The organism is Pseudomonas saxonica (assembly GCF_007858365.1).
Taxonomy (GTDB): domain Bacteria; phylum Pseudomonadota; class Gammaproteobacteria; order Pseudomonadales; family Pseudomonadaceae; genus Aquipseudomonas; species Aquipseudomonas saxonica.
Genome location: NZ_VFIO01000001.1, coordinates 1,152,321 through 1,174,275, shown reverse-complemented (window position 1 = coordinate 1,174,275; position 21,955 = coordinate 1,152,321). Strand labels below are relative to the sequence as shown.

Genomic DNA, 21,955 nt, shown 5'->3' with positions numbered 1-21,955 from the left:
TAAACCCGTCAGTCACGGACGAGCAGGCAGGCTGTGATCTTGTCTATTTCTGAGTTTGCTTCATCCTTGCGGGCTAATTGTGCGTGCCCACGGAGAAGTGTCGATGTCCTCAGTCAATCGGTTTTGGCGCCGAGCCAAGCTGCCACTGGTAGTCAGCCTCGTTTCGACCTTTGCCGGGCCTGCCTGGGCGTTGAGTTTCAATATCGGTGAAGTAGAAGCCCAGCTCGATTCAGAGCTGTCCATCGGTGCCAGTTGGTCCACTGCCAAGGCGGATCACAACCTGATTGGCGCCAATAATGGCGGCAAGGGGCAGTCGCAAATCTCCGATGACGGGCGGTTGAACTTCAAGCGCGGCGAAACTTTCTCCAAGCTGTTCGCCGGCATGCACGCGCTGGAGTTGAAGTACGGCGACAGCGGTGTGTATGTGCGCGGCAAGTATTGGTACGACTTTGAGCTGCAAGACGACAGTCGACCTTTCAAGCAGATCAGTGACCGTGGCCGCAAAGCCTCCGCGCAATCGGCGGGCGCTCAGTGGCTCGACGCTTTTGTGTATCACAATTACGCCATCGCCGATCAGCCCGGTGCCGTGCGTTTGGGCAAGCAAGTGGTTAATTGGGGCGAGGCCGCGTTTATCGGCGGCGGGATCAATGCGATCAACCCCACCGATGTATCAGCCTATCGTCGCCCCGGTACGGAATACAAAGACGGGCTGGTGCCGGTCAACCTGTTTTATCTGTCGCAAAACCTCACTGACAACCTGTCTGCCGAAGCGTTTTATCAGCTGGATTGGGAGCAGTCCGAGGCTGATAACTGCGGCACGTTTTTCTCGCAGTCAGACGTGATGGCTGACGGCTGTAGCGGCAATTATCGGGTGATGAGCAAACGCTCGGCATTGGAAGTGGCGCAGTTGTCGACCCTGACCTCGGCAGGTGTCGAGGTTAACGAGGAGGGCGTGTTGGTGCGCCGTGGCGCTGATCGTGATGCGCGCAACGGCGGTCAGTTCGGTGTGGCCATGCACTACGTGTTCGAGCCTTTGGACACCGAGTTTGGCGCTTTTTTCATGAACTATCACAGCCGTGATCCTATTCTCAGCGGGCAGGCAGCGTCACAGTCGGCGTATAACGCGGCTATTGGGGCAGGTGCGCTGGCGCCGATGATTGTGGCGGGTAATTCCAGCTATTACGTCGAGTACCCCGAAGACATTCGGTTATACGGTCTGAGTTTCGCCACGACCTTATCCACAGGCACGCGCTGGAAAGGCGAGCTGAGTTACCGTCCCAATGCGCCCGTGCAGCTCAACAGTAATGATCTGCTCTATGCCAATGTCACGTTGCTGCCGGGGCTGGCGGATGCCTCACCCTTGAGCGTGACGCCCGGTGCGGACATACAAGGGTATCGGCGCAAGGAGGTCAGTCAGTTTCAGACATCGCTGGCGCACACCTTCGACAATGGCATGGGCGCTGACCGTATGACCCTGATGGGCGAGGTGGGTATGACCCATGTGGCCGGGCTGGAAGGTAATTCCGAGCGGCGTTACGGGCGTGACCCGGTGTTTGGTTCGGCGGGCAATGACGGTTTTACCACGGCCAATTCCTGGGGGTATCGCGCCCGTGCCGTGTGGGAATACAACCATGTGTATCCCAGCTTGCGCCTCAAGCCCAATCTGGCGTGGTCCCACGATGTCAGCGGTTATTCACCCGGCCCGGAAAACACATTTGAGGAAGGCCGCAAGGCGGTCAGCGTGGGCGTTGATGCCGAGTACCAGAACACTTACACCAGCAGCCTGTCGTACACCAATTTCTTTGGTGGGCGTTACAGCACACTCAGCGACCGCGACTTTATGGCGCTGAGTGTGGGTATCAAGTTTTAAACCGCCGGTTGAGGCGCCAGACCGAGGTCAGGCGACGCTTGCTCACGACGAACACTGTTCAGCGGCACAATCACCAGCAGCAAGGTCAGCAGTACGGTGACGGCAATGCCCCACGCGGCCAGGGTCAGGCCACCGATGGAAATCAGCCCGCCGGAAATGGCCGGGCCCACGGCCAGACCCAGACTCAGGAAGCTGCTGGCGGCAGCCACTACACGGCCTTCGCGGTCCAGCGCGGCGGCGAGTGCGGTGAGGTAGCTCAATGCGTAGAAGTAAGTGATGCAGATGGTCATCACGCCGACGGTGTAGAGCATTTTCGAGTGCTCACCCAAGACATAGCTCAGGCTGGTGCCGCCGGTCAGCAGGATGGCCAGAATCACTGGGGTGCTGAGACCGAAACGCTTGCCGATCAGGGCGGCCAGTAATGGGCCGATCAGGCCGACGAAGGACTGGAATGACAGCAAAATGCCGACTTCATCGCCGCTGTAGCCGACCATCGTGCCGATGCGCTCGACAAAGGCCCAGCCCATGGTGTCGCGGGCCTGAAACACAAACATGGCGAGCATCATGCAAATGGCCGGCAGGCTCAGCAGCACATTGCCCGCAGGTTTGATGCTGTGCAGGCGTGGCTCGATTACATCCTTCGGCGCGTACTGGGGCATAAACGGAATGGCCAGCAGCATGACTGCCATGGTGCCCGCCATTGCGTAGTACAGACCCGGCAAGCCGTAGGCGGCCATGACTTTGGCGTAGCTGAGCATCACCACAATCATCAGCAGTACTGACAGCACGTTCATGTGCCCGGCAATCCGGTCAGGTTGTTTGGCGCTGGCCACGCAGGCGTTACCGCAGGCCAAGGCCAGACCGGCACCGATACCGGCAATGCAACGCACGGCCGCCAGGGCGTAAATGTCAGTCATGCTGGCGCTGATCAGGTTGGCGGCGATCGCCAATAGGGTGCCCGCGATGGCCAGCGTGCGGCGCGGCGCACGGCCCATAAATGGGGCGACCAGCAAAGACGCCAGCATGGTGAAGATAAATTCGGCCGACATCAGGATGCCGGCGTGAGCCTCATTCAAATGGAGGTCATTAATGATCGCACTGATCAAAAAGGGCAGCGCCCAAAGGCCAAGCAGACCGACGCCGTAGGCAGAACCTGCGGCGGAGAACACCAGACTCCAGCTCTCGGGCAGGACGTTTCGTATTGTTTTCATGGGGTGATCCCTAGGTTTAAAAAAAGCGCGCCTGAACAGGCGCGCTACAGGTACAAACGTTATTGCTGGCTTTCGTCAACCGGCGTGCCGTCGTCGTACTGCGACAGCCACGTCACCATGGCATCGCGGTAACGGGTAAAGCCTTTGTAGTCCACCAGTTCCTGATCCAGATCGCGGATCACCCGGTGCATGCGTTTGGCCCATTGCGGGGCGAATTCTGCCAGTTGTGCGAGGCTCACCAGATAGGTACGCACCGGAAACAACACGGCGTTGCTGCGCGGCAGGCGGTGCAGCGGTTGCAGTTCGACGCGCAGGTTGACCAGCTCACCGGCGTTTTCGGCGGTGACGATGGTGCGATCCGGCGCCCAGTCCGGCAAGGTTTCAGCCGATGTTTCAAGGCGCGGGTTAACCGTGATCGACCAGTTGGTGCGGCGCACCGGGTGACCGGGTTGCAGGCGCAGCAGGAACTTCAGGGCGCGTTGCAGGATGCCCATCTCATGCAGCTTTGGCACCGGGCCATGAAACTCCATAAAGCTCATGCCCAGGTTGAAACGCAACGAGTAGTCCGCTCGCTGAGTGGCCATGCCTGCGCCCATGATCAGGGTTTCGTCGCGCTCTTCGAGCAGGATGAATTCGCCCTGTGCCTGACGGGTGATGTATTCCATCGGCTCCATCGGCAAGGTGCTGGTGTCACCGAAGGTAAAGGTCTGATTAATTTGCAGCGGGCGGTTGATCCAGTGCCACTGGCTGCCGTTTTTCTCCAGGGTGAAGTGCTCTGGGAAGTCACGGGAGTAGGACTCCATCAGCAACTCCAGCAAGTCCCATTGGGCTTCCATCATGTGCGGCAGCGCAGCGTAGTGAACACCGGGCTCGTTCTCCAGCGTCTGGGCGCGGTGATGGCACTCGGAGATGTAATGTTCGTCGATGTCAAATTGGGCGCGCAGGGCGCCTTGGCCGAATGGCACATGCGGTTCGACGTTCATCGAGTACATGTACTGGTCTTCCGGGTACGGGAAGGGCAGGCGCGTGACCGCTTCGCGGCTGTTGCTGTAGGTGTAGTCGCCGGAGTAGGTTTCGATTGGCTTGAAAGCAGTCATCTTTGAGTTCCTGAATTAGAGGTCTACGACCAGGCGGCTACATGTGGCGCGGGACACGCACGGCATAAATTTGCGCTGGCTGAGTTTGTCTTCTTCGCTGAGCCAGTCGTCGCGATGATCCAGTTCGCCTTCAAGCTCCAGCACTTCGGTTTCGCAGTAACCGCAGGCACCGCCACGGCACAGGTACGGCACCTGATAACCGGCCTGTTCGGCTGCTTCCAGCAACGATTGATCGGGCGGCACTTCCAGCGTCACGCCTTGACGCGCCAGGGTGACGGTGAACGGCTGGCCGTTGGAGCCTTGTTCGACGAAGCGCTCGAAGTGCACATGGCTGTCAGTCCAGCCCAGTGCGCGGGCGCTGGCCAAGGTGTCGTCGATCATGCTGTCGGGGCCGCACGCATACACGTGGCTGCCCAGCGGGCGGTCGGTGAGGATCTGGCGAATGTTCATGCGCGGGCCTTCACCCGGCACATACAGCGTGACCTTCTCGCCGTAGCGCGCTTTTAATTCGTGGCCCAGTGCGGTGTGCTCCGGGCCGCGAACCGCCAGGTGCAGTTCGAAATCGGCCTGTTTGAGCAGCAGTTCTTCGAGCTGCGAATAGACCGGGGTGATGCCCACGCCGCCCGCGATAAACACATGCTGGCGCGCATGTTTGGCCAGCGGGAACAGGTTGGCAGGCTGCAGTATTTGAATCAGGTCGCCTTCGTTCAACTGGTCATGCAGGTAGCGCGAGCCACCACGACCTTCACTGACTCGGCGTACGGCGATCTGGTAGGCGCTGGAGTCATACGGTGAGTTCATCAGCGAGTAGGCGTTGCGCAGGGTTTTCTCGCCATTAGGCACCAGCACCACCACATGGCTGCCGCCGGAAAACGCCGGCAAGTGTTTGCCGTCCGGGTCGACCAGGGTGAAGCGGGTAATTTCCGGGGTCATGGCCTCAATGCGGGCAACCCGCACGCTGAGTGTTCCGTTATGCGTACTCATGTGTCCAGCTCCTCGGCAGGGGGCAGTTCGCCCGGTACTTCGCCATCGGCCTTGATGCCTTGAAACGCCGCCAGGCGGCGTGAGTAATGATCGCGTACGACCAGATTGAGCTGGCAACCCGGGCAGGTGAACAGGCGTTGGGTTACGTTTTCGGTGTAGGTGTCGCAGTGCACGCACCAGACGCGGCGTACCAGAGTGCCGCTGTGTTCGCGCAGCACTTCGTCACGGTTCAGGTCCACCGCGTTGGCGGCTTGCATCGCTGTGCCGATAAAGCTCTCTGAGCCGCTGAGGTACAGGCGGGTGCCCATGTGGGCGTTGCCCAGCCACGTATGCAAGGCTTTAAGCAGCTGTTGATTGCTGGCAAAAACGTGCAAATCGTCGGCGGCGCTGTGTTTCAGCGCGCTGAGGTGGTTGTGCCCGGAAAACGATTCGGTGGAGTAGAGCAACGTGCTGTTCTGGCGCTGGCTCGGGGTCATTTCCTCAATCAGCCGCAGCATGGCCGTACCGCCGCTGCCCTGACCTGCGATCAGGTGGCGCAGGCCTCCCTCCATGGGGCGCAGCACGTCATAGACGGGGCGGCTTTTAATGCCGGTGATAAGCATGGTTACACACCTCTTAATACGTTACCGCCACGGTGCCGTTCGGTAACAAAGGATGGCGGCTTCAAGTTCATGCCAAATACAAAGCAGAACCTATGCCATATTTCATCTTGTTTTATATGTTTTAGTATCAAGGCCAAAATCTGGCCCTTTTGCTCGCTTGCTGCGGCCACTTATTGCTCTGTAAAGGTGCGCTAAGTGGCTGCGTGCTCGAACAGGGTGCGAATCAGTGCTTGAACATCACATGGCGGACGCAGGTGTAGTCTTCCAGTCCGTACATGGACATGTCCTTGCCATAGCCAGATTGTTTCATGCCGCCGTGGGGCATTTCGCTGACGAGCATGAAGTGCGTGTTTACCCAAGTGCAGCCATATTGCAGGCGCGAGGCGAGGCGATTGGCGCGCCCCACATCTTGTGTCCAGACCGAAGACGCCAGGCCGTAATCCGAGTCGTTGGCGAACGCCAGGGCTTGGGCTTCGTCCGTAAACGGGGTGATCGTCACCACTGGGCCAAAGACTTCGCGCTGGACGATTTCATCGTCCTGGCGGGCGTCGGCCAGCACCGTGGGCTCAAAGAAAAAGCCCGGCCCTTCGACGCGGTTGCCGCCGGTGATGACGCGGATGTGCGGCTGAGCCTTGGCCCGCTCCACAAAGCCTGCGACCCGCTCCAAGTGGTCGCGGGTAATCAAAGGGCCGAGTTCGGTGTCGGGATCGTCCTGTAGGCCATGGCGAATGGTGCCTACAGCGGCACCCAGTTTTTCAACGAATTGCTCGTAAACGCCTTCTTGCACATAGAGGCGGCATGCGGCGGTGCAGTCCTGGCCCGCGTTGTAAAAACCGAAGGCGCGGATGCCTTCAACGGCGGCGTCGATGTCGGCATCGTTAAAAATCAGTACGGGCGCTTTGCCGCCCAATTCCATGTGGGTGCGTTTTACGCTGCTGGCGGTGGCGCCGATGATGCGCGCGCCGGTGGCCACTGAGCCGGTCAGGGAGACCAATCGCACCTTGGGGTGAGTGACCAGTGGCTCGCCAACGCTCGGCCCGCGACCGAACAGAATGTTGACCACGCCTGCTGGGAACAGCTCGGCGATGATTTCAGCCAGTTTCAAAGCGCTGAGCGGAGTCTGTTCCGAGGGTTTAAGCACAACGCAGTTACCGGCGGCCAGTGCAGGCGCGAGTTTCCAAGCGACCATCATGAGCGGGTAATTCCAGGGTGCGATAGAAGCCACAACGCCCAGCGGATCGCGGCGAATCATCGACGTGTGCCCTGGCAGGTATTCACCGCCAGCCGAGCCGGACATGCAGCGGCTGGCGCCGGCGAAGAAGCGAAATACATCAGCAATGGCGGGGATTTCGTCATTCAGCGCGGCCTGATAAGGCTTGCCGCAGTTGAGTGACTCCAGGCGGGCCAGGGTTTCTGCCTGCTCCTCGATTCGATCAGCCAGCTTGAGCAGTAACTGAGCGCGGTCTTTGGGGGGCGTTTGTGCCCAGCCTTCAAATGCTTGGTCGGCGGCGAGGACGGCAGCTTCGACCTGGCGCGTGCTGGCTTCGGCAATGTCCACCAGCACAGTGCCCAGCGACGGGTTGTAAACAGGTTGGCAGGTGCCTTCGCCGTCGACCAGCTGGCCGTTGATCAGAAGTTTGGTTTGCATGGCGTATCCCTTGGTCAGCGTGCGGGTGGAAAGTCGCAAAGAGCAGAAGATGCCCATGACGTTACATCGTAGGCATCTTAAACATATGGAAACATATCTTAAAGTTTGTCGCGTGTGCAAGCCGTGCTGATATTTCGCCTATCAGGGGGGCTTTAATCGCTATAAGATACGAATCCGAACCTTTAAATGCCTCTTTGCCCCACAAGGGCGGCAGTTACCTGCAAGTCGAGGAATGTGGAGAACCGATGAGTGCCCTGAATACAGCCCGCAGTACCGCCTTTATACGGTTGCGCCAGGAAGGCCGTACCGATGAGGTCGCGAGGCGGCTGGTGGAAGCGATTGAACTGGGATTGTTCGCCGAAGGGCAGCAACTGCCCAGCGAGAGTGAGCTTGCACTGCAACTGGGTGTCGCGACGGTCACCTTGCGTGAAGCTCTAGTGGTGCTGCGCCAGCGCGGATTGATCGAGACCCGGCGCGGGCGCAATGGCGGCAGTTTTGTCTGTGCGCCGGTGGAGTTGCCCGAAGCCCTGTTGTTGCAACGTCTTAAAGACATCAGCGGCCCGGACTTGCGCGATTTGGGCGATGAACACATGGCCATTTCCGGGACTGCGGCACGCTTGGCCGCGCAACGCAGTTCACCCGAGCACCATGCCCGTATCGCTCAGCACATTGATGCCTTGCACCATGCCAAGACGCGGCAGGCACGGCACCGGGCAGACGCACGCTTTCACATTGAAGTGGCCGCCGCCGCGCAATCGCTGAGGCTGACCAACGCCGAAATGCGTTTGCAATCAGAAGTGGGCGAGTTGCTGTGGCTGGACGCGATTGGCGGCAATGACGTGACGCTGGTCGAGCAGGAGCACCAGGCGATCCTGCAAGCGTTGGTCAATAACGATGTGGTATTGGCCGGTGCGCTGGCAGAGGCTCATGTCGTGCGGGGCATCAAACGCCTGATCGGCCTGCGTCTGGAGCTGCTGGCCGCAGGCGATGAAACCGCGTGAGTCTGGCGTGGTTATTGCGTGAATGTTCAAGGTAATGTCAGAAACACAGCCGTAACCCATAAAAAGAAAGCCCCAAACTGCGTGAGGTAATGCCATGTTCGCCGCGAGTGAGAATGCTCCCCTTGGTGCCTGTATTCAGCAGCTCAACAGCACACTGGAGACGATCTTCGGTCAGGTCCGTCAACTGGTGGATGAGACCCTCGGCCTCTGGGTGCGAGTACTGGCGGAAGGCCGTCAACCCACAGCAAAAGACCTGACCACCCTGCGCCCTGGCATAGACCGGCAGCTGCTGGCCACCGGCGCATTTGGCTGTGGGGGTGGGGTGATTCTAGAGCCGGGTTGTCTGGCGGATCGCGAAATGCATCTGGAATGGTGGTATTTGGCAGATGGCGGAAAAACCATGCCCTTGCGGCCGAATTTCGACCTGCGTCGCGAGAACTTTTACGACTACACCGCCATGCCTTGGTTCAGTCGCCCGCGCAGTACAGGATCGAGCTGTGTAGAAGGCCCTTACGTCGACCTCTACGGCACCAATATGTATGTGCTGACCTTCACCATGCCGATTGTGGTCGACGGTCGTTTTATCGGGGTGGCGGGGCTGGATCTGTCGCTGCACAACGTTGAGCGTCTGTTGATTCGCAGTTTGATGCGACTTGAACACGAAGCGGTATTGATCGCAGTGGATGGCCGCGTGATCGCGTCCAATAGTCCCAACTGGATGGTCGGTGATCTGGCCTCAAAACTCTTGCAGCCCCTGCCTGATCAAGGCCAACGCCTGGCCTTGGCCGAGCCGGAGGCAGGCTGGTCGCTGGTGCGTTTACCAACGTTGCGCAACGCCGCCTGAATCCCGTAGCAGTTGCCGAAGGCGACGTTCGGCGACGAAGTCGTCGCAAATCAGCCCTTGCGATTTAGCAGGCAGATCACAAGTTCCAGTTTTACGATCGCTTCGCAATCGGACGTAGCCTTCGGCAACTGCTACGCAATTGGTGCCGCCTCTAATGGGCCAGACAGTAATGTCTGGCCCATTTTTTATTGTGCCCTTCATCAGGGGGGCAAATAAAAAGATTGAATAGTCACAGTAAATGTTATTTAAATAACAAAAATAATAGCGCCAGCGAGCACTGAGTCGTGGCGTTCACAAGGTAATTATTGATGAACAAGATCGCGGTCATTGGCAGCAACATGGTGGATTTGATCACCTATATCGACCGGATGCCTGCGCAGGGCGAAACCCTTGAAGCTCCCGATTTTGCCATGGGCTGTGGCGGCAAGGGGGCCAATCAGGCCGTTGCCGCTGCCAAACTGGGGGCTGACGTGCTCATGCTGAGCAAGGTTGGCGACGACATGTTCGCCGATAACACCCTGGCCAATTTCAAACGCTTTGGCATTGATACCCGTTATGTCGAGCGTGTACCGGGTGTGTCCAGCGGTGTGGCTCCGATATTTGTGAAGTGCGATTCGCACAACAGCATTCTGATCATCAAAGGTGCCAACGCTCACCTCAAGCCTGCGGATATTGATGCCGCGCAAAGCGATTTGCGCGACTGCAAGCTGATCGTTCTGCAACTGGAAATCGAGCTCGACACCGTTTACTACGCCATCGACTTTGCCAAGCGTAACGGCATTCAGGTGTTGCTCAACCCTGCACCTGCGGTGGCGGGCTTGAGCCACGCGCACTTGTCGCAGCTGGATTTCTTTATCCCCAACGAAACCGAGCTGGCACTGATCACCGGCCTTACGGTCGACGGGCCTGAATCTGCCCTTATCGCTGCGCGCCAATTGGTTGAAGACGGCATACGTCATGTGATTGTCACCCTGGGTGCCAACGGCGCGCTGTACGTGGGCGAGGAGGGTGAGTTTCGGGTCGAAGGCCTCAACGTCGCCGCGCGTGACACCACGGGTGCGGGCGATGCGTTTATCGGTTGCTTTGCCCATCACTGGAGCCAGGACGGTGAAATCCGCCACGCCATGACCTTGGCCGTGGCCTATTCCGCGTTTTCGGTCACCGGCCTCGGCACGCAAACCTCCTACCCGGACGCGGCCCAGTTCGCGCAGTTTTTAGCGTCACTTTAAGCCGCTGCGTGAAGCCCTTCACAGACTAGGGCGCGCGCGGCATCCCGCAGATCACGGAGAACAATAATGACAAAATCCGCGCTCCAACAATCCCCTGATGGTTTCTACCTCAACCGTACGCCGTGGTTCGCGTTCCTGCTGTTGTGCAGCATTTTTGCCATGTGGGCGGCGGCCGCGGGCATGAACGATGTGCTGATCGCGCACTTCAAAAAAGCCTTCTTGCTCAGCGATTTTGAAACCGCTTTCGTGCAGTCGGCGTTTTATCTGGGGTACTTCTTTCTGGCGATTCCGGCAGCGATGGTGGTCAAGCGATTTAGCTACAAGACCACCATTTTGATCGGACTACTGCTGTACATGGGTGGCTGCCTGCTGTTTTTCCCGGCGGCTGCCACGGCTAAATACGGCATGTTCCTGCTGGCGCTGTTTGTAATTGCAGCAGGCCTGTCGTTTCTTGAAACTGCCTGCAACACCTACTCCACACTCATGGGGCCGCGTGAAACCGGCACGCGCCGTTTGAATATTTCGCAGACCTTCCACCCGTTCGGCGCGATGGCCGGGGTGTATGTCGGCAGCTTTGTGATGTTCAAGGACACGGACGCCACCCGCGAGCAGTTGACGCAAATGAGCGCGTCAGAAGCGGCGGTTGAGCAGTTGCAGATGATTCAGTCCACCTTGCTGCCCTACAAGTGGATGATCGCTGTGCTGGTGCTGATGTTTATCTTGATCGCCATCACTAAGTTTCCTGCGTGCAAAGGCATTGTCAAAGAGCGTGTGAAAACCAGCAGCGTGGGCCAAAGCCTGTCGCGGTTGTGGCGTAACCCGCGCTTTACCTTCGGTGTGCTGGCGCAGTTTTTGTACGTCGGGGCGCAGGTGGGTGTGTGGAGCTTCACTATTCGGCTGGCCATGCAAATGGGCGGAATGAACGAGCGCAGTGCGTCGTGGTTTTTGATCACCACGTTTGCTGCGTATTTTGTGGGCAAGCTGATTGCCAACTTTATGATGCGCAAAATGCACCCGGCCAAAGTGCTGGCCATTTATGGTGTGCTGGCCATTGTGCTGCTGGCCTACACCATTCTGGTGCCCAATATCACAGCGGTGTACGCCGCGGTGGGCGTGAGTATTTTCCTGGGACCATGCTGGCCGACCATCTACGGCCTGACCATTGATGGTCTGGGCGAAGACACGGGTGTGGGTGGTTCACTGTTGGTGATGAGCATTGTCGGCGGCGGTGTGATTCCGATCTTTCAAGGGCTGTTGTCTGACGCGACCCACGGCAATATGCAGTTGGCCTACAGCGTGCCATTGGTGTGCTTTGTGGTGATCGTGGCCTATGCGCTCAAATGCCTGCGTGATACCCGCACAGAGCCGTTGCCGGTGTGTGCAGTGGTGGCCTCATGAGTACGCCTGCGAAGAAAGTCACGTTGGCGTTGTATCCGGAATTATTTGGCAGTGCAGAAAAGACACTGCTCGAATCCTCTGATTTTCGCGTGCTGGCCTGGACCTATCCTTCGGGGGTGAAAGCGCTGGCGCTGGAAAACAACCGGGGTCGCGTGGTGGTGCTGCCGTATCAGGGGCAGATGGTGTGGTCTGCCGTGTTCGACGGTTGCAACCTGACCATGGGCAACATGTTCAGCCAGCCGCGCCCCAGCTCCACCGTGCTGGGTACGTACGGCTGCTTTATGTTTCACAGCGGCTTGCTGCGCAACGGCTGCCCTTCACCCCTGGACGACCATCCGATACACGGCGAAATGCCCTGCGCGCCGATGGATAGGGCCTGGCTCGAAGTGGGGGAGGATGCAGACGGTGTGTTCCTCAGCGTGGGCGGGGAGTACGAGTACGTTCAGGGTTTTGGCGATCATTATCGCGCGTGCCCCAGCGTCACGTTGCGGGCGGGAACGGCGTTGTTCGATATCGGCATGGACGTGAGCAATCTTGCCGGCAAGCCGATGGACCTGATGTACATGGCGCATATGAATTACGCCTATGTGGCGCAGGGGCAATTCGTCCAGCCGTTAGGTGTTGCGCGTGCACGCATGCGCAGCAGTGTTCCGGCGCATGTTAAGCCCACGCCTGCGTGGTCGGCCTATGTGGCTGACTTGACCGAAGCGCCTGAACGCTTGTCGACGCTGGACAGCCCCGGCTTGTACGACCCGGAAATCGTATGCTTTTTCGAGGGTGTGAAGGCTGACGTCAACGGTGACGCGCATTTTTTGCTTAAGCATCCACAGGGGGCGGCGTTTTACACGCGCTACAAGCCCGAGCAGTTTGAGCATGCGGCGCGCTGGGTTCTGCATAACCCCGATCAACAGGTCGCGGCTTTCGTGCTGCCCGCCACGTGTGAGCCAGAAGGGTATTTGGCAGAAAAGGCCAAGGGCCATGTGCGCACGCTGAACGCCGGGGAGCGAGCGGTTTTCAGCGTGACTACAGGCTATTTGTCGGCGGATGAAATGCGCCGACTGGAAGCTGATGGGTTGGTGGGTTAAATCACCACCTTGGCACCGTTTGCTTGGATCAGATCGCGGTAGGTCTTGGGCATTTTTTTGTCCGAGACCACCACGTGAAATTGTTCAAGCGTCGCGAAGTGCGCTGTTTTGACAGCATCGAATTTGGTGTGGTCGGCCAACAACATGCAGTGCTGGGCTTGGCGCAAGACCTTCTGTTTGACTTCGACCTCGTTGAAGTTAAAACAGGTCACGCCCAAGGTCTGGCTGACGCCTGCGGCCGATACAAAGGCCCAGGTCAGGCGAACGCTGTCCAGAATGCTGCTTTCATCGCGGTGTTCGAATACCTGGTTTTTTCGGTGAAAGGTGCCGCCACACAACACGATGCTGCAATTGGGTTTCTGCTGAAGTTTGAGCAGGACGTTGAGTGAATTGCACACCGCGGTGAACTCCAGATCGTCGGGAATGAAGTCCACGACAAAAGGAACGGTTGTGCCGCAATCGAAGAACACGGTGTCGCCGGGCTGAATAAACCCTGCAGCGAGTTTACCGATTCGGCGCTTCTCTTCGACGTGCCGTGTGCCTTGCTCGGCGAGCTTGTATTCCGCCGTGTCGCAAGGGTCGAACGCCAGCGTGATATGCCCTCCCAGCAGATGAAATTTGTCCGGGTAGCGGCCCAGATCGCGGCGCAGAGTCATTTCCGAGACGTCCAGCAAGGCGGCCATTTCCCGTAAATGAATGGCCTTCTGATCCTGCAGGGCTTGCTGGATCAGTTTGATGCGATCTGATTTTTTACGGTCCACAGGCATTCCGACAGTCGATTAATTGTGGTAAAAAAGTAACACTAATTGTTAAATTAGCAACACAACAGGTTTGGCTTGGGGCGTTGATGCGCTCACAGGTCATGGCTCATAAAAGGATCTAAAGCATGATCAAGATTGAACCCGCAGCACTGGCCCAGTATATCGATCACACGCTGTTGGCCGCTGATGCCTCGCGTGAGCAGATCGCCACATTGTGCCGTGAAGCGCAGGAGCATGGGTTTTATTCCGTGTGCGTCAATTCTGGCCAAGTGCCTCATGCAGCGCAATTGCTGGTGGGTCAGAAGGTGAAGGTCTGTGCTGTGGTGGGCTTCCCGCTGGGTGCCGGTTTAACCGCCAGCAAAGCCTTTGAAGCCGCGCAGGCGATTGCCGCTGGCGCGGGTGAAATCGATATGGTGCTCAATATCGGCGCATTGAAAGAAGGGTTGCTGGAGGTTGTACGTGATGACATTGACGCCGTGAAGCAGGCGTGTGGCATCGTGCCGCTGAAAGTCATTCTGGAAACGTGCTTGTTGGATGACGAGCAGAAAATCCGCGCCTGTGAAATCTGCCGCGAGTTGAACGTGGCTTTCGTCAAAACCTCCACAGGCTTCAGCCGCAGCGGAGCTACGGTTGAAGACGTGGCGCTGATGCGTCGGGTGGTGGGTGCTGATATCGGCGTCAAGGCGTCGGGCGGTGTACGCGACTACGCGACAGCCGTGGCGATGATTGAAGCGGGTGCTACGCGGTTGGGCACCAGTTCGGGTATCGCCATTGTGACGGGCGCTCAAGCGACAGGTTCGGGCTACTGAGGTGAGTTAATCAATCTGTGGGAGGGTGTTTTAAGGCGGCTTGATTTGTGGGCTGGCGATCCGGCAGCTATCGTAATCGCCCAAAGGGTGGGTGGAATTTTTACCGTTGGTCGTGTTCCAACGCTCCACAGAAGTCTAACGCCCATGTTTTTGCCCCCAGAAAGATTGACAGGAGCTTCACCATGTTCAACTCGCGTCGTTTGATTATTGCGGCCAGTGCAATGGCCTTGCTGGCTGGTTGCGCTTCCCCCAACCCTTATGACAATCAAGGTCAAGGGTCTACTGGCCTGAGCAAAACGGCTACCTACGGTGGTTTGGGAGCGTTGGCCGGTGCTGTTGCAGGTGCGGCCATCGACCACAATAACCGTGGCAAGGGCGCTCTGATTGGTGCCGCGGTGGCAGGTCTTGGGGCTGCCGGCTATGGTTACTACGCAGATAAACAAGAAGCTGCATTGCGTGCCAGCATGGCCAATACCGGGGTAGAAGTTCAGCGTCAGGGCGACAACATCACGCTGGTAATGCCGGGCAATATTACCTTTGCCACCAACTCGGCGAACATAGCCCCAAGTTTCTATCAGCCGCTGAACACCTTGGCGAACTCCTTGAAGCAATTGAACAATCAACAGCAAATTCAGGTGGTGGGTTACACCGACAACACCGGATCTTATGCCTACAACATGCAGCTTTCCCAGCAGCGTGCGCAGAGCGTGGCCACCTATTTGACCTCTCAGGGCGTGAGCGGCCAGTACCTGACGGTCAAAGGTATGGGGCCTGCGGACCCGATTGCCAGCAACGCAACGCCTGATGGTCGTGCCATGAACCGCCGCGTGCAAATCACCCTGGCGCCGATTCCGGGTATGAACTATCAGCAAGCAGGAACTGTTCAGCAATACCCTTAACGTATACGCAAGCTTTGTAGCAGCTGCCGCAGGCGGCGTCCGGTTGCGAAGCAATCGTAAACGTTGAGATTGCGGTCAAACAGATAAATCGGGTTGTCATAGGTTGCGACGGCTTTGCCGCCGGACGCAGCCTTCGGCGGCGGCTACAGATCCAATAAAAAGCCCCGTGATCCTTACAGATCACGGGGCTTTTTAGTGAGCGTTTAACCGGAAAAATTACTTCTTCAAGCCGTAGTGCTCATCCAGCATGCCAGGGCCGTTTGCGCTTTTTGGCGCGTAATCCAGTGGCGGCTCGGTGCTGTGCGGCGGAGTGATGCGCTCGCGATGGGGTTGCGCCACGTCAGAATTCAGGGCGGCCAGCAGGCGTTGGCGAGTCAGCTCGTCCAGGGCCAGACGATTGGCACCCTCGGCGAGATGTTCTTGCACGTCCTGATGACTCTGATTGAGTTTCTTCATCAAATTGGCGGTGCTGTTGAAGTGGGTTACCACCTCACTTTGATAACTGTCAAAACGTTCCTGGATGTCGTCTAGCTGACGCTGCGTGCGGTTAGGCGCGGCATTGGGCAGCAGACGAGCAAGCAGAAAACCAATGGCGACACCGGCAACCAAGGCTAGAGTCGGCAACAACCAAATTAAGAGCGAGTGTTCCACGAGTCCTTCCTCTATAAACGGCTTTGCTTTACGTTAACGGCTCGGACCTGCGCTGTATACCGCGATCCACTCGCAAATATCTCAGACAGAATCTATCAGCTAGACGAGTCGACCCACTTTTAGGTCACGGAGTTCCTTTTTGCTTATGCGTGAAACAGCGTTATTCATTGATGGCCCGGTCGGCCAGTTGGAAGCTTTATACCTTGATCACGTTGAGCCTCGCGGCCTCGCGTTGCTGTGTCATCCCAACCCGGTACAGGGTGGGACGATGTTGAATAAAGTGGTTTCAACCCTGCAACGTACGGCCCGTGATGCCGGTTTTGTAACCTTGCGATTCAATTACCGTGGCACTGGAGCCAGCGCCGGTAGCCACGACATGGGCGCCGGTGAAGTTGATGATGCGTACGCGGCGGCCAACTGGTTGCTCGAAAAGCACCCGGGCTTACCGATCACCCTGTTGGGTTTTTCATTTGGCGGTTTTGTTGCGGCCAGCCTCGGCGGGCGTCTTGAGAAAGCAGGCGTCACGCTTGAGCGCGTGTTTATGGTCGCGCCTGCCGTGATGCGTTTAAGTGATGCTGACTCGCTGCCCGCGCAGTGCGCGCTGACTGTGATCCAGCCTGAAACCGACGAAGTGATTGAACCCCAGCTGGTGTATGACTGGTCTGAACACCTGTCACGTCCCCATGAGCTGCTGAAAGTGGCAGAATGCGGGCACTTTTTTCACGGCAAGCTGACTGACCTCAAAGAGTTGGTAGCGCCACGCCTTTCGAAATGATTGCAGCCTGATAAGCGATTACCCATGACCACTCGTACCCGAATTCTTACCGGTATCACCACCACCGGCACGCCGCACCTGGGCAACTACGCCGGGGCTATTCGCCCTGCGATCGTGGCCAGCCGTGACAGCAATGCCGACTCGTTCTACTTTCTGGCCGACTACCACGCCCTCATCAAGTGCGATGACCCGCAGCGCATTCAGCGTTCGCGTCAGGAAATCGCCGCGACCTGGCTGGCGGCCGGGCTGGACGTTGATCGCGTTACGTTTTATCGCCAGTCAGACATTCCGGAAATCCCTGAGCTGACCTGGTTGTTGACCTGTGTGGCAGCCAAGGGCTTGCTCAACCGCGCCCACGCTTACAAAGCCTCGGTCGACAAAAACCTGGAAAACGGCGAAGACCCGGATGCGGGGATCACCATGGGGCTGTACAGCTATCCGGTGTTGATGGCGGCGGACATCCTGATGTTCAACGCCCACAAAGTGCCGGTCGGCCGCGACCAGATCCAGCACGTGGAAATGGCTCGTGATATTGGGCAGCGTTTCAATCACCTGTTTGGCAACGGCAAAGAGTTTTTCGCCATGCCCCAGGCGTTGATCGAAGAAAGCGTAGCCACGCTGCCGGGTCTTGATGGCCGCAAGATGTCCAAAAGCTACGACAACACCATTCCGTTGTTCAGCAGCGCCAAGGACATGAAAAGCGCTATCTCGCGCATTGTCACCGACTCCCGCGCACCGGGTGAGCCGAAAGACCCTGACAATTCGCACCTGTTCACCTTGTATCAAGCGTTCTCGACGCCTGAGCAAGCGGCAGAGTTCCGTAGCGAGCTGTTGCAGGGCATGGGCTGGGGAGAGGCCAAAGAGCGGCTGTTCAAGCTGCTGGACGGCGAGCTGGGTGAGTCACGCGAGCGTTATCACGAGCTGATGTCGCGTCCTGCCGACATGGAAGACATTCTGTTGGCCGGTGCGCAAAAGGCCCGCAAAACAGCGACGCCCTTTCTCGCTGAACTGCGTGAGGCAGTTGGCCTGCGTTCGTTTGTCGGCGCGGCGCAAACCAGCGCTGCCAGCAAAAAGAAAGCGGCGAAAGGCCCGCGGTTTGTCAGCTTCCGTGATGAGGATGGCAGTTTCCGCTTCCGTTTACTGGCAGCCGATGGCGAGCAGTTGCTGTTGTCGCGCAGTTTTGCCGACGGTAAAGCCGCCGGTCAGGTGACCAAACAGTTGCAGAGTGGCGAAGCCCTTGATATTCGCACCGACGATCTGAGCTTTAGCCTGTGGCTCAACGACAGCTGTGTGGCTGACAGCCCGGTGTTTGCCGGCGCGGATGCCCGTGATGCAGCTATCGAAGCTCTGCGTGTGGCGCTGGTGCCTGCGCAAGACTGAGAAAGTGCGACGTTTCGACACAGGTTTGATTGCCATTCCTCAGGGCCGTCGCTACAGTGACGGCCCGTTTTTGTTGCCTTGCTAACGAATTATGACGCCTCTAGAACGATACCAAGCAGATCTGAAACGCCCGGACTTCTTCCATGATGCTGCGCAGGAAAACGCTGTGCGCCATTTGCAGCGTCTGTACGACGACCTGGTGGCCGCTTCGCAAAGCAAGCCGGGCATGTTCGGCAAGCTGTTCGGCAAAAAAGAACGCACGCCGGTCAAAGGCCTGTATTTCTGGGGCGGTGTTGGACGGGGCAAAACCTATCTGGTTGATACCTTTTTCGACGCGTTGCCATTCAAGGAGAAAGTGCGGACGCACTTTCACCGCTTCATGAAGCGCGTGCATGAAGAAATGCGCACGCTTCCTGGCGAAAAGAACCCGCTGACCATCATTGCCAAGCGCTTTGCCGATGAGGCGCGGGTGATCTGTTTTGACGAGTTTTTTGTCTCGGACATTACCGATGCCATGATTCTCGGCACGCTGATGGAAGAGTTGTTCAAAAATGGCGTCACACTGGTCGCGACCTCGAACATCGTGCCGGACGGCTTGTACAAAGACGGTTTGCAGCGTGCACGCTTCTTGCCGGCGATTGCCTTGATCAAGCAGAACACTGACATCGTCAACGTCGACAGTGGCGTCGACTACCGTTTGCGTCACCTTGAGCAGGCAGAGTTGTTCCACTTCCCGTTGAACGAGGAGTCTGAAAAGTCCCTGCGCGAAAGCTTCAAGGCGCTGACGCACAATTCCACCCGGGCAATCGAAAACGATGAGCTGATCATCGAAAACCGCACCATCCGTGCATTGCGTACGTGCGATGACGTGGCCTGGTTTGATTTCCGTGAGCTGTGCGATGGCCCGCGTAGCCAGAACGACTACATCGAGCTCGGCAAAATCTTCAATGCCGTGATACTCAGCGGGGTCGAGCAGATGGACGTCAAAACTGACGATATTGCCCGTCGGTTTATCAACATGGTCGACGAGTTCTACGACCGTAACGTCAAGTTGATCATCTCGGCCGAGGTTGAGCTCAAAGACCTCTACACCGGCGGGCGATTGAATTTCGAATTCCAGCGCACGCTGAGTCGTCTGCTTGAAATGCAGTCCCACGAGTACCTGACGCGGGCGCACAAGCCTTAGTCCAACGCTGTACAAAAAAAGGCCTGCGATTGCAGGCCTTTTGCATTCAGGGCGCTGATTCAAGCCGCTTGCTGAAACTGCTGGCGATATTGATGGGGGGAACGTTCGGTGTGTTGGCGAAACAGTCGCGCAAAGAAGCTCGCGTCGTCGTAGCCCACATCGTAACTGATGGTCTTGATGCTTTTGCGGGTGGCCGAGAGCAGCCCTTTAGCGGTTTCGATGCGCAGTCGTTGCAGGTAGTGCAAGGGCTTGTCGCCGGTGGCGGTCTGAAAGCGGCGCATAAAGTTGCGAATGCTCATGCCGTGTTCGCGGGCCACGTCTTCAAAGCGGAATTTGTCGGCAAAATGCTCTTCGAGCCAGTGCTGGATCTGCAGGATGATCACGTCCTGATGCAGTTTTTGCCCGCCAAAACCGATAGGCCCTGTGGTGTAGTTGCGCTGCACTTCGTAGAGGATGTCGCGGGCAACGGCCTGGGCGATGTTGGCGCCGCAAAAACGCTCGATCAGGTAGATATAGAGGTCACAGGCTGAGGTCGGACCACCTGCGCAGTAGAGGTTGTCGGCGTCGGTCAGGTGCTTGTCCTGATTAAGCTGCACCTGCGGATAGCGAGTGGCAAAGGTCGTGAAAAAGCGCCAGTAAGTGGTCGCTTCCTTGCCGTCCAGCAAGCCGGCTTCTGCCAGCCAGAAGGCGCCGGTGGCTTCGGCACACAACACCGCACCGCGCGCATGCTGGGCACACAGCCACGGCAGGATTTGCGGGTAGCGTTGGAGGAGGGTGTCGAAGTCGTCCCAGAAGGCCGGGAGGATGATGATGTCGGTGTCTTCCAGTGCGCCATCGACGGGAATGGCGACATCGCTGAAGCTGCTCACAGGCAAGCCGTCGGGGCTGACCAGTCGGGTTTCAAAACTGGCGGTCAGGCCTTGGCCCAATTGTTTGCCATGCCGCAGGCTGGCCAGATGAAAAAAATCCTTGGCTTGCATCAGGGTTGAAGCAAATACCCGATCAATGGCCAATATGCTGACGCGCCGCAGGGGCGTAGAGAGTTGATTAGACATGATTTGATTATTCTTATAGGTGAAATTGGTCAACTTACGGCTGGATCGTCTTATTTTTTATCCTGTGTGTCTAGGGCTGCATGCTAAATCCGTAGCAGCTGCCGCAGGCTGCGTCCGGCGGCGAAGCCGTCGTAAATCTGGGGGGAGCGATCTTTGAATAAAATCGCGGTGCCTGGGTTTACGATCGCTACGCAATCGAACGCAGCCTGTGCCAGCTGCTACGGGACGATTGATAACCGTGGTTATGGCGCGGGGTTTGGCTGATCCTTGTGGATGGCTTCTATCCCCGCCAGAACCTCATCCGAGAGCTTCACATCAACGCTGGCGATGTTGCTTTTGAGTTGCTCCATCGTGGTTGCGCCAATGATGTTGCTGGTCACGAAGGGTTGCTGGGTGACATACGCCAACGCCATTTGCGCCGGATCAAGACCGTGCTCACGGGCCAGGGCCACGTAACGCTCGCAGGCAGCAACAGCTTGCGGGTTGGAGTAGCGTGAGAAGCGGCTGTACAGGCTCAGGCGGCCTTTTGGCGGCTGTGCGCCACCACTGTACTTGCCTGAGAGCATGCCGAACGCCAGGGGTGAGTAGGCGAGAAGCCCGCATTGTTCGCGAATGGCGATTTCAGCCAGGCCCACTTCGAAGCTGCGGTTGAGCAGGCTGTAGGGGTTCTGGATCGAAACGGCACGTGGCCAGCCACGGCTTTCGGCCAGTTGCAGAAACTTCATGGTGGCCCACGGTGTTTCGTTGGACAGGCCGATGTGGCGGATTTTGCCGGCTTTGACTTGTTCGTCCAGCGCCTCGAGGGTTTCCTCCAGCGGTGTGAACTGCTCGTCGGCGTTGTGCGTGTAGCCCAGTTGCCCGAAAAAGTTGGTGCTGCGTTCAGGCCAATGCAGTTGGTAAAGGTCGATCCAGTCCGTTTGCAGGCGCTTGAGGCTGGCATCCAGCGCTTGCACAATGTGGGTCCGATTATGTTTGAGCTGGCCGTCACGGATGTAGTCGATGCCATTGCCTGGGCCGGCGATCTTGCTGGCCAGAATCCAGTCGGCGCGGTCACCGTGTTCCTTGAACCAGTTGCCGATATAGCGCTCGGTTGTGGCGTAAGTTTCGGCTTTTGGGGGGACCGGATACATCTCGGCGGTGTCGATGAAATTGATGCCGGCGTTTTTGGCGTAGGCAATCTGCTCGAAGGCTTCAGCCTGGGTGTTTTGCTCGCCCCAGGTCATGGTGCCGAGAGCAATTTCGCTGACTTTTACTTCGGTTCTGCCCAGCTTTCGATAGTCCATCGGATGCTCCTTCGGGTAAACAAACATAAAAGCAGGTTGTATTTTTTTTCGCAATCTGCATAATTGCCGACCTCTTTCTGCAGTGGAAGTGATGCGCCGCCTGCCGAAGAATCTTGCCGTTGAACGGACGCGCTGACCCGAGCCCCCGATAGCGTCTGTATCCGGCTGCCTTTGACTTGTCAAAGTA

The 21,955-nt window shown here is 57.7% G+C and carries 20 protein-coding genes; 11 read left to right on the top strand and 9 right to left on the bottom strand.

Annotation, left to right across the window (positions count from 1 at the left end; genetic code table 11):
• Positions 1–103 precede the first annotated feature (103 nt).
• A complete protein-coding gene (locus FJD38_RS05450; protein WP_146384256.1) occupies positions 104–1,870 on the top strand; it encodes a DUF1302 domain-containing protein in 1,767 nt (588 codons plus the stop codon).
• Here the strand turns inward: FJD38_RS05450 and FJD38_RS05445 are convergent.
• The 5 genes from FJD38_RS05445 to FJD38_RS05425 all read right to left on the bottom strand — a co-directional run bounded on the left by FJD38_RS05445 (position 1,867) and on the right by FJD38_RS05425 (position 7,412).
• A complete protein-coding gene (locus tag FJD38_RS05445; protein WP_146384254.1) occupies positions 1,867–3,081 on the bottom strand; it encodes an MFS transporter in 1,215 nt (404 codons plus the stop codon). The two genes, FJD38_RS05450 and FJD38_RS05445, sit on opposite strands and share 4 nt — an antisense overlap.
• Positions 3,082–3,140: 59 nt before the next feature.
• Positions 3,141–4,178, bottom strand: coding sequence for a heme-dependent oxidative N-demethylase family protein (locus FJD38_RS05440; protein ID WP_122785755.1), 1,038 nt, complete (start codon positions 4,176–4,178; stop codon positions 3,141–3,143).
• Positions 4,179–4,193: 15 nt separating this feature from the next.
• The gene (locus FJD38_RS05435; RefSeq protein ID WP_122785754.1) at positions 4,194–5,162 is read right to left on the bottom strand and encodes a PDR/VanB family oxidoreductase; all 969 of its coding nucleotides are present in this window, start codon (positions 5,160–5,162) and stop codon (positions 4,194–4,196) included.
• The gene (locus FJD38_RS05430; RefSeq protein WP_122785753.1) at positions 5,159–5,764 is read right to left on the bottom strand and encodes a dimethylamine monooxygenase subunit DmmA family protein; all 606 of its coding nucleotides are present in this window, start codon (positions 5,762–5,764) and stop codon (positions 5,159–5,161) included. Before FJD38_RS05430 ends, FJD38_RS05435 begins: the two co-directional genes overlap by 4 nt.
• Positions 5,765–5,987: 223 nt before the next feature.
• On the bottom strand, positions 5,988–7,412 hold the full coding sequence (locus FJD38_RS05425) for a gamma-aminobutyraldehyde dehydrogenase (protein ID WP_146384252.1): 1,425 nt from the start codon (positions 7,410–7,412) through the stop codon (positions 5,988–5,990).
• Positions 7,413–7,657: 245 nt separating this feature from the next.
• On the opposite strand from FJD38_RS05425, the gene FJD38_RS05420 reads away from it, so the two are divergent.
• From FJD38_RS05420 to FJD38_RS05400, 5 genes are all read left to right on the top strand, one after another.
• Positions 7,658–8,413 carry a FadR/GntR family transcriptional regulator gene (locus FJD38_RS05420; protein WP_146384250.1) on the top strand — a complete coding sequence of 252 codons (756 nt, stop codon included), beginning with the start codon at positions 7,658–7,660 and terminating at the stop codon, positions 8,411–8,413.
• A gap of 94 nt (positions 8,414–8,507) precedes the next feature.
• Positions 8,508–9,257 (top strand): PDC sensor domain-containing protein, encoded by a 750-nt coding sequence (locus FJD38_RS05415; RefSeq protein ID WP_122785750.1) that lies wholly within the window; start codon positions 8,508–8,510, stop codon positions 9,255–9,257.
• Between the two features lie 308 nt (positions 9,258–9,565).
• Positions 9,566–10,486, top strand: coding sequence for a ribokinase (gene rbsK / locus FJD38_RS05410; protein WP_146384248.1), 921 nt, complete (start codon positions 9,566–9,568; stop codon positions 10,484–10,486).
• Between the two features lie 66 nt (positions 10,487–10,552).
• The gene (fucP, locus tag FJD38_RS05405) at positions 10,553–11,884 is read left to right on the top strand and encodes an L-fucose:H+ symporter permease (RefSeq protein WP_146384246.1); all 1,332 of its coding nucleotides are present in this window, start codon (positions 10,553–10,555) and stop codon (positions 11,882–11,884) included.
• Entirely contained in the window at positions 11,881–12,969 is a 1,089-nt protein-coding gene (locus FJD38_RS05400) for an aldose 1-epimerase family protein (protein WP_146384244.1), read from the top strand. The genes fucP and FJD38_RS05400 overlap by 4 nt, the downstream gene beginning before the upstream one ends.
• Here FJD38_RS05400 and deoR read toward each other — a convergent pair.
• Entirely contained in the window at positions 12,966–13,736 is a 771-nt protein-coding gene (deoR, locus tag FJD38_RS05395) for a DNA-binding transcriptional repressor DeoR (protein WP_167654230.1), read from the bottom strand. The two genes, FJD38_RS05400 and deoR, sit on opposite strands and share 4 nt — an antisense overlap.
• A 119-nt stretch (positions 13,737–13,855) precedes the next feature.
• On the opposite strand from deoR, the gene deoC reads away from it, so the two are divergent.
• Complete coding sequence (gene deoC, locus FJD38_RS05390) at positions 13,856–14,539, top strand: deoxyribose-phosphate aldolase (protein WP_146384240.1); 684 nt, start codon at positions 13,856–13,858, stop codon at positions 14,537–14,539.
• 182 nt (positions 14,540–14,721) lie between these two features.
• Positions 14,722–15,438 (top strand): YiaD family glycine zipper/OmpA-like lipoprotein, encoded by a 717-nt coding sequence (locus tag FJD38_RS05385; protein WP_146384238.1) that lies wholly within the window; start codon positions 14,722–14,724, stop codon positions 15,436–15,438.
• A gap of 216 nt (positions 15,439–15,654) precedes the next feature.
• On the opposite strand, the gene FJD38_RS05380 is transcribed toward FJD38_RS05385, so the two are convergent.
• Positions 15,655–16,089 (bottom strand): Z-ring associated ZapG family protein, encoded by a 435-nt coding sequence (locus FJD38_RS05380; RefSeq protein WP_122785744.1) that lies wholly within the window; start codon positions 16,087–16,089, stop codon positions 15,655–15,657.
• A gap of 145 nt (positions 16,090–16,234) precedes the next feature.
• Here FJD38_RS05380 and FJD38_RS05375 point away from each other — a divergent pair, with 145 nt between their 5' ends.
• From FJD38_RS05375 to zapE, 3 genes are all read left to right on the top strand, one after another.
• Complete coding sequence (locus tag FJD38_RS05375) at positions 16,235–16,864, top strand: alpha/beta hydrolase (RefSeq protein ID WP_208727502.1); 630 nt, start codon at positions 16,235–16,237, stop codon at positions 16,862–16,864.
• Positions 16,865–16,888: 24 nt separating this feature from the next.
• Positions 16,889–18,244 carry a tryptophan--tRNA ligase gene (locus FJD38_RS05370; RefSeq protein WP_146384236.1) on the top strand — a complete coding sequence of 452 codons (1,356 nt, stop codon included), beginning with the start codon at positions 16,889–16,891 and terminating at the stop codon, positions 18,242–18,244.
• Positions 18,245–18,335: 91 nt separating this feature from the next.
• Positions 18,336–19,430 carry a cell division protein ZapE gene (zapE, locus tag FJD38_RS05365; RefSeq protein ID WP_122785741.1) on the top strand — a complete coding sequence of 365 codons (1,095 nt, stop codon included), beginning with the start codon at positions 18,336–18,338 and terminating at the stop codon, positions 19,428–19,430.
• Between the two features lie 59 nt (positions 19,431–19,489).
• Here zapE and FJD38_RS05360 read toward each other — a convergent pair whose 3' ends face one another.
• Positions 19,490–20,386 (bottom strand): GlxA family transcriptional regulator, encoded by an 897-nt coding sequence (locus FJD38_RS05360; protein WP_199750919.1) that lies wholly within the window; start codon positions 20,384–20,386, stop codon positions 19,490–19,492.
• Between the two features lie 341 nt (positions 20,387–20,727).
• Positions 20,728–21,768, bottom strand: coding sequence for an NADP(H)-dependent aldo-keto reductase (locus FJD38_RS05355; RefSeq protein WP_146384232.1), 1,041 nt, complete (start codon positions 21,766–21,768; stop codon positions 20,728–20,730).
• Between the last annotated feature and the right edge of the window lie 187 nt (positions 21,769–21,955).

Coding starts and splice junctions, on each gene's coding strand:
- FJD38_RS05450 (WP_146384256.1), top strand. CDS start 104: ATGTCCTCAGTCAATCGGTTTTGGCGCCGAGCCAAGCTGCCACTGGTA.
- FJD38_RS05445 (WP_146384254.1), bottom strand. CDS start 3,081: ATGAAAACAATACGAAACGTCCTGCCCGAGAGCTGGAGTCTGGTGTTC.
- FJD38_RS05440 (WP_122785755.1), bottom strand. CDS start 4,178: ATGACTGCTTTCAAGCCAATCGAAACCTACTCCGGCGACTACACCTAC.
- FJD38_RS05435 (WP_122785754.1), bottom strand. CDS start 5,162: ATGAGTACGCATAACGGAACACTCAGCGTGCGGGTTGCCCGCATTGAG.
- FJD38_RS05430 (WP_122785753.1), bottom strand. CDS start 5,764: ATGCTTATCACCGGCATTAAAAGCCGCCCCGTCTATGACGTGCTGCGC.
- FJD38_RS05425 (WP_146384252.1), bottom strand. CDS start 7,412: ATGCAAACCAAACTTCTGATCAACGGCCAGCTGGTCGACGGCGAAGGC.
- FJD38_RS05420 (WP_146384250.1), top strand. CDS start 7,658: ATGAGTGCCCTGAATACAGCCCGCAGTACCGCCTTTATACGGTTGCGC.
- FJD38_RS05415 (WP_122785750.1), top strand. CDS start 8,508: ATGTTCGCCGCGAGTGAGAATGCTCCCCTTGGTGCCTGTATTCAGCAG.
- rbsK (WP_146384248.1), top strand. CDS start 9,566: ATGAACAAGATCGCGGTCATTGGCAGCAACATGGTGGATTTGATCACC.
- fucP (WP_146384246.1), top strand. CDS start 10,553: ATGACAAAATCCGCGCTCCAACAATCCCCTGATGGTTTCTACCTCAAC.
- FJD38_RS05400 (WP_146384244.1), top strand. CDS start 11,881: ATGAGTACGCCTGCGAAGAAAGTCACGTTGGCGTTGTATCCGGAATTA.
- deoR (WP_167654230.1), bottom strand. CDS start 13,736: ATGCCTGTGGACCGTAAAAAATCAGATCGCATCAAACTGATCCAGCAA.
- deoC (WP_146384240.1), top strand. CDS start 13,856: ATGATCAAGATTGAACCCGCAGCACTGGCCCAGTATATCGATCACACG.
- FJD38_RS05385 (WP_146384238.1), top strand. CDS start 14,722: ATGTTCAACTCGCGTCGTTTGATTATTGCGGCCAGTGCAATGGCCTTG.
- FJD38_RS05375 (WP_208727502.1), top strand. CDS start 16,235: ATGCGTGAAACAGCGTTATTCATTGATGGCCCGGTCGGCCAGTTGGAA.
- FJD38_RS05370 (WP_146384236.1), top strand. CDS start 16,889: ATGACCACTCGTACCCGAATTCTTACCGGTATCACCACCACCGGCACG.
- zapE (WP_122785741.1), top strand. CDS start 18,336: ATGACGCCTCTAGAACGATACCAAGCAGATCTGAAACGCCCGGACTTC.
- FJD38_RS05355 (WP_146384232.1), bottom strand. CDS start 21,768: ATGGACTATCGAAAGCTGGGCAGAACCGAAGTAAAAGTCAGCGAAATT.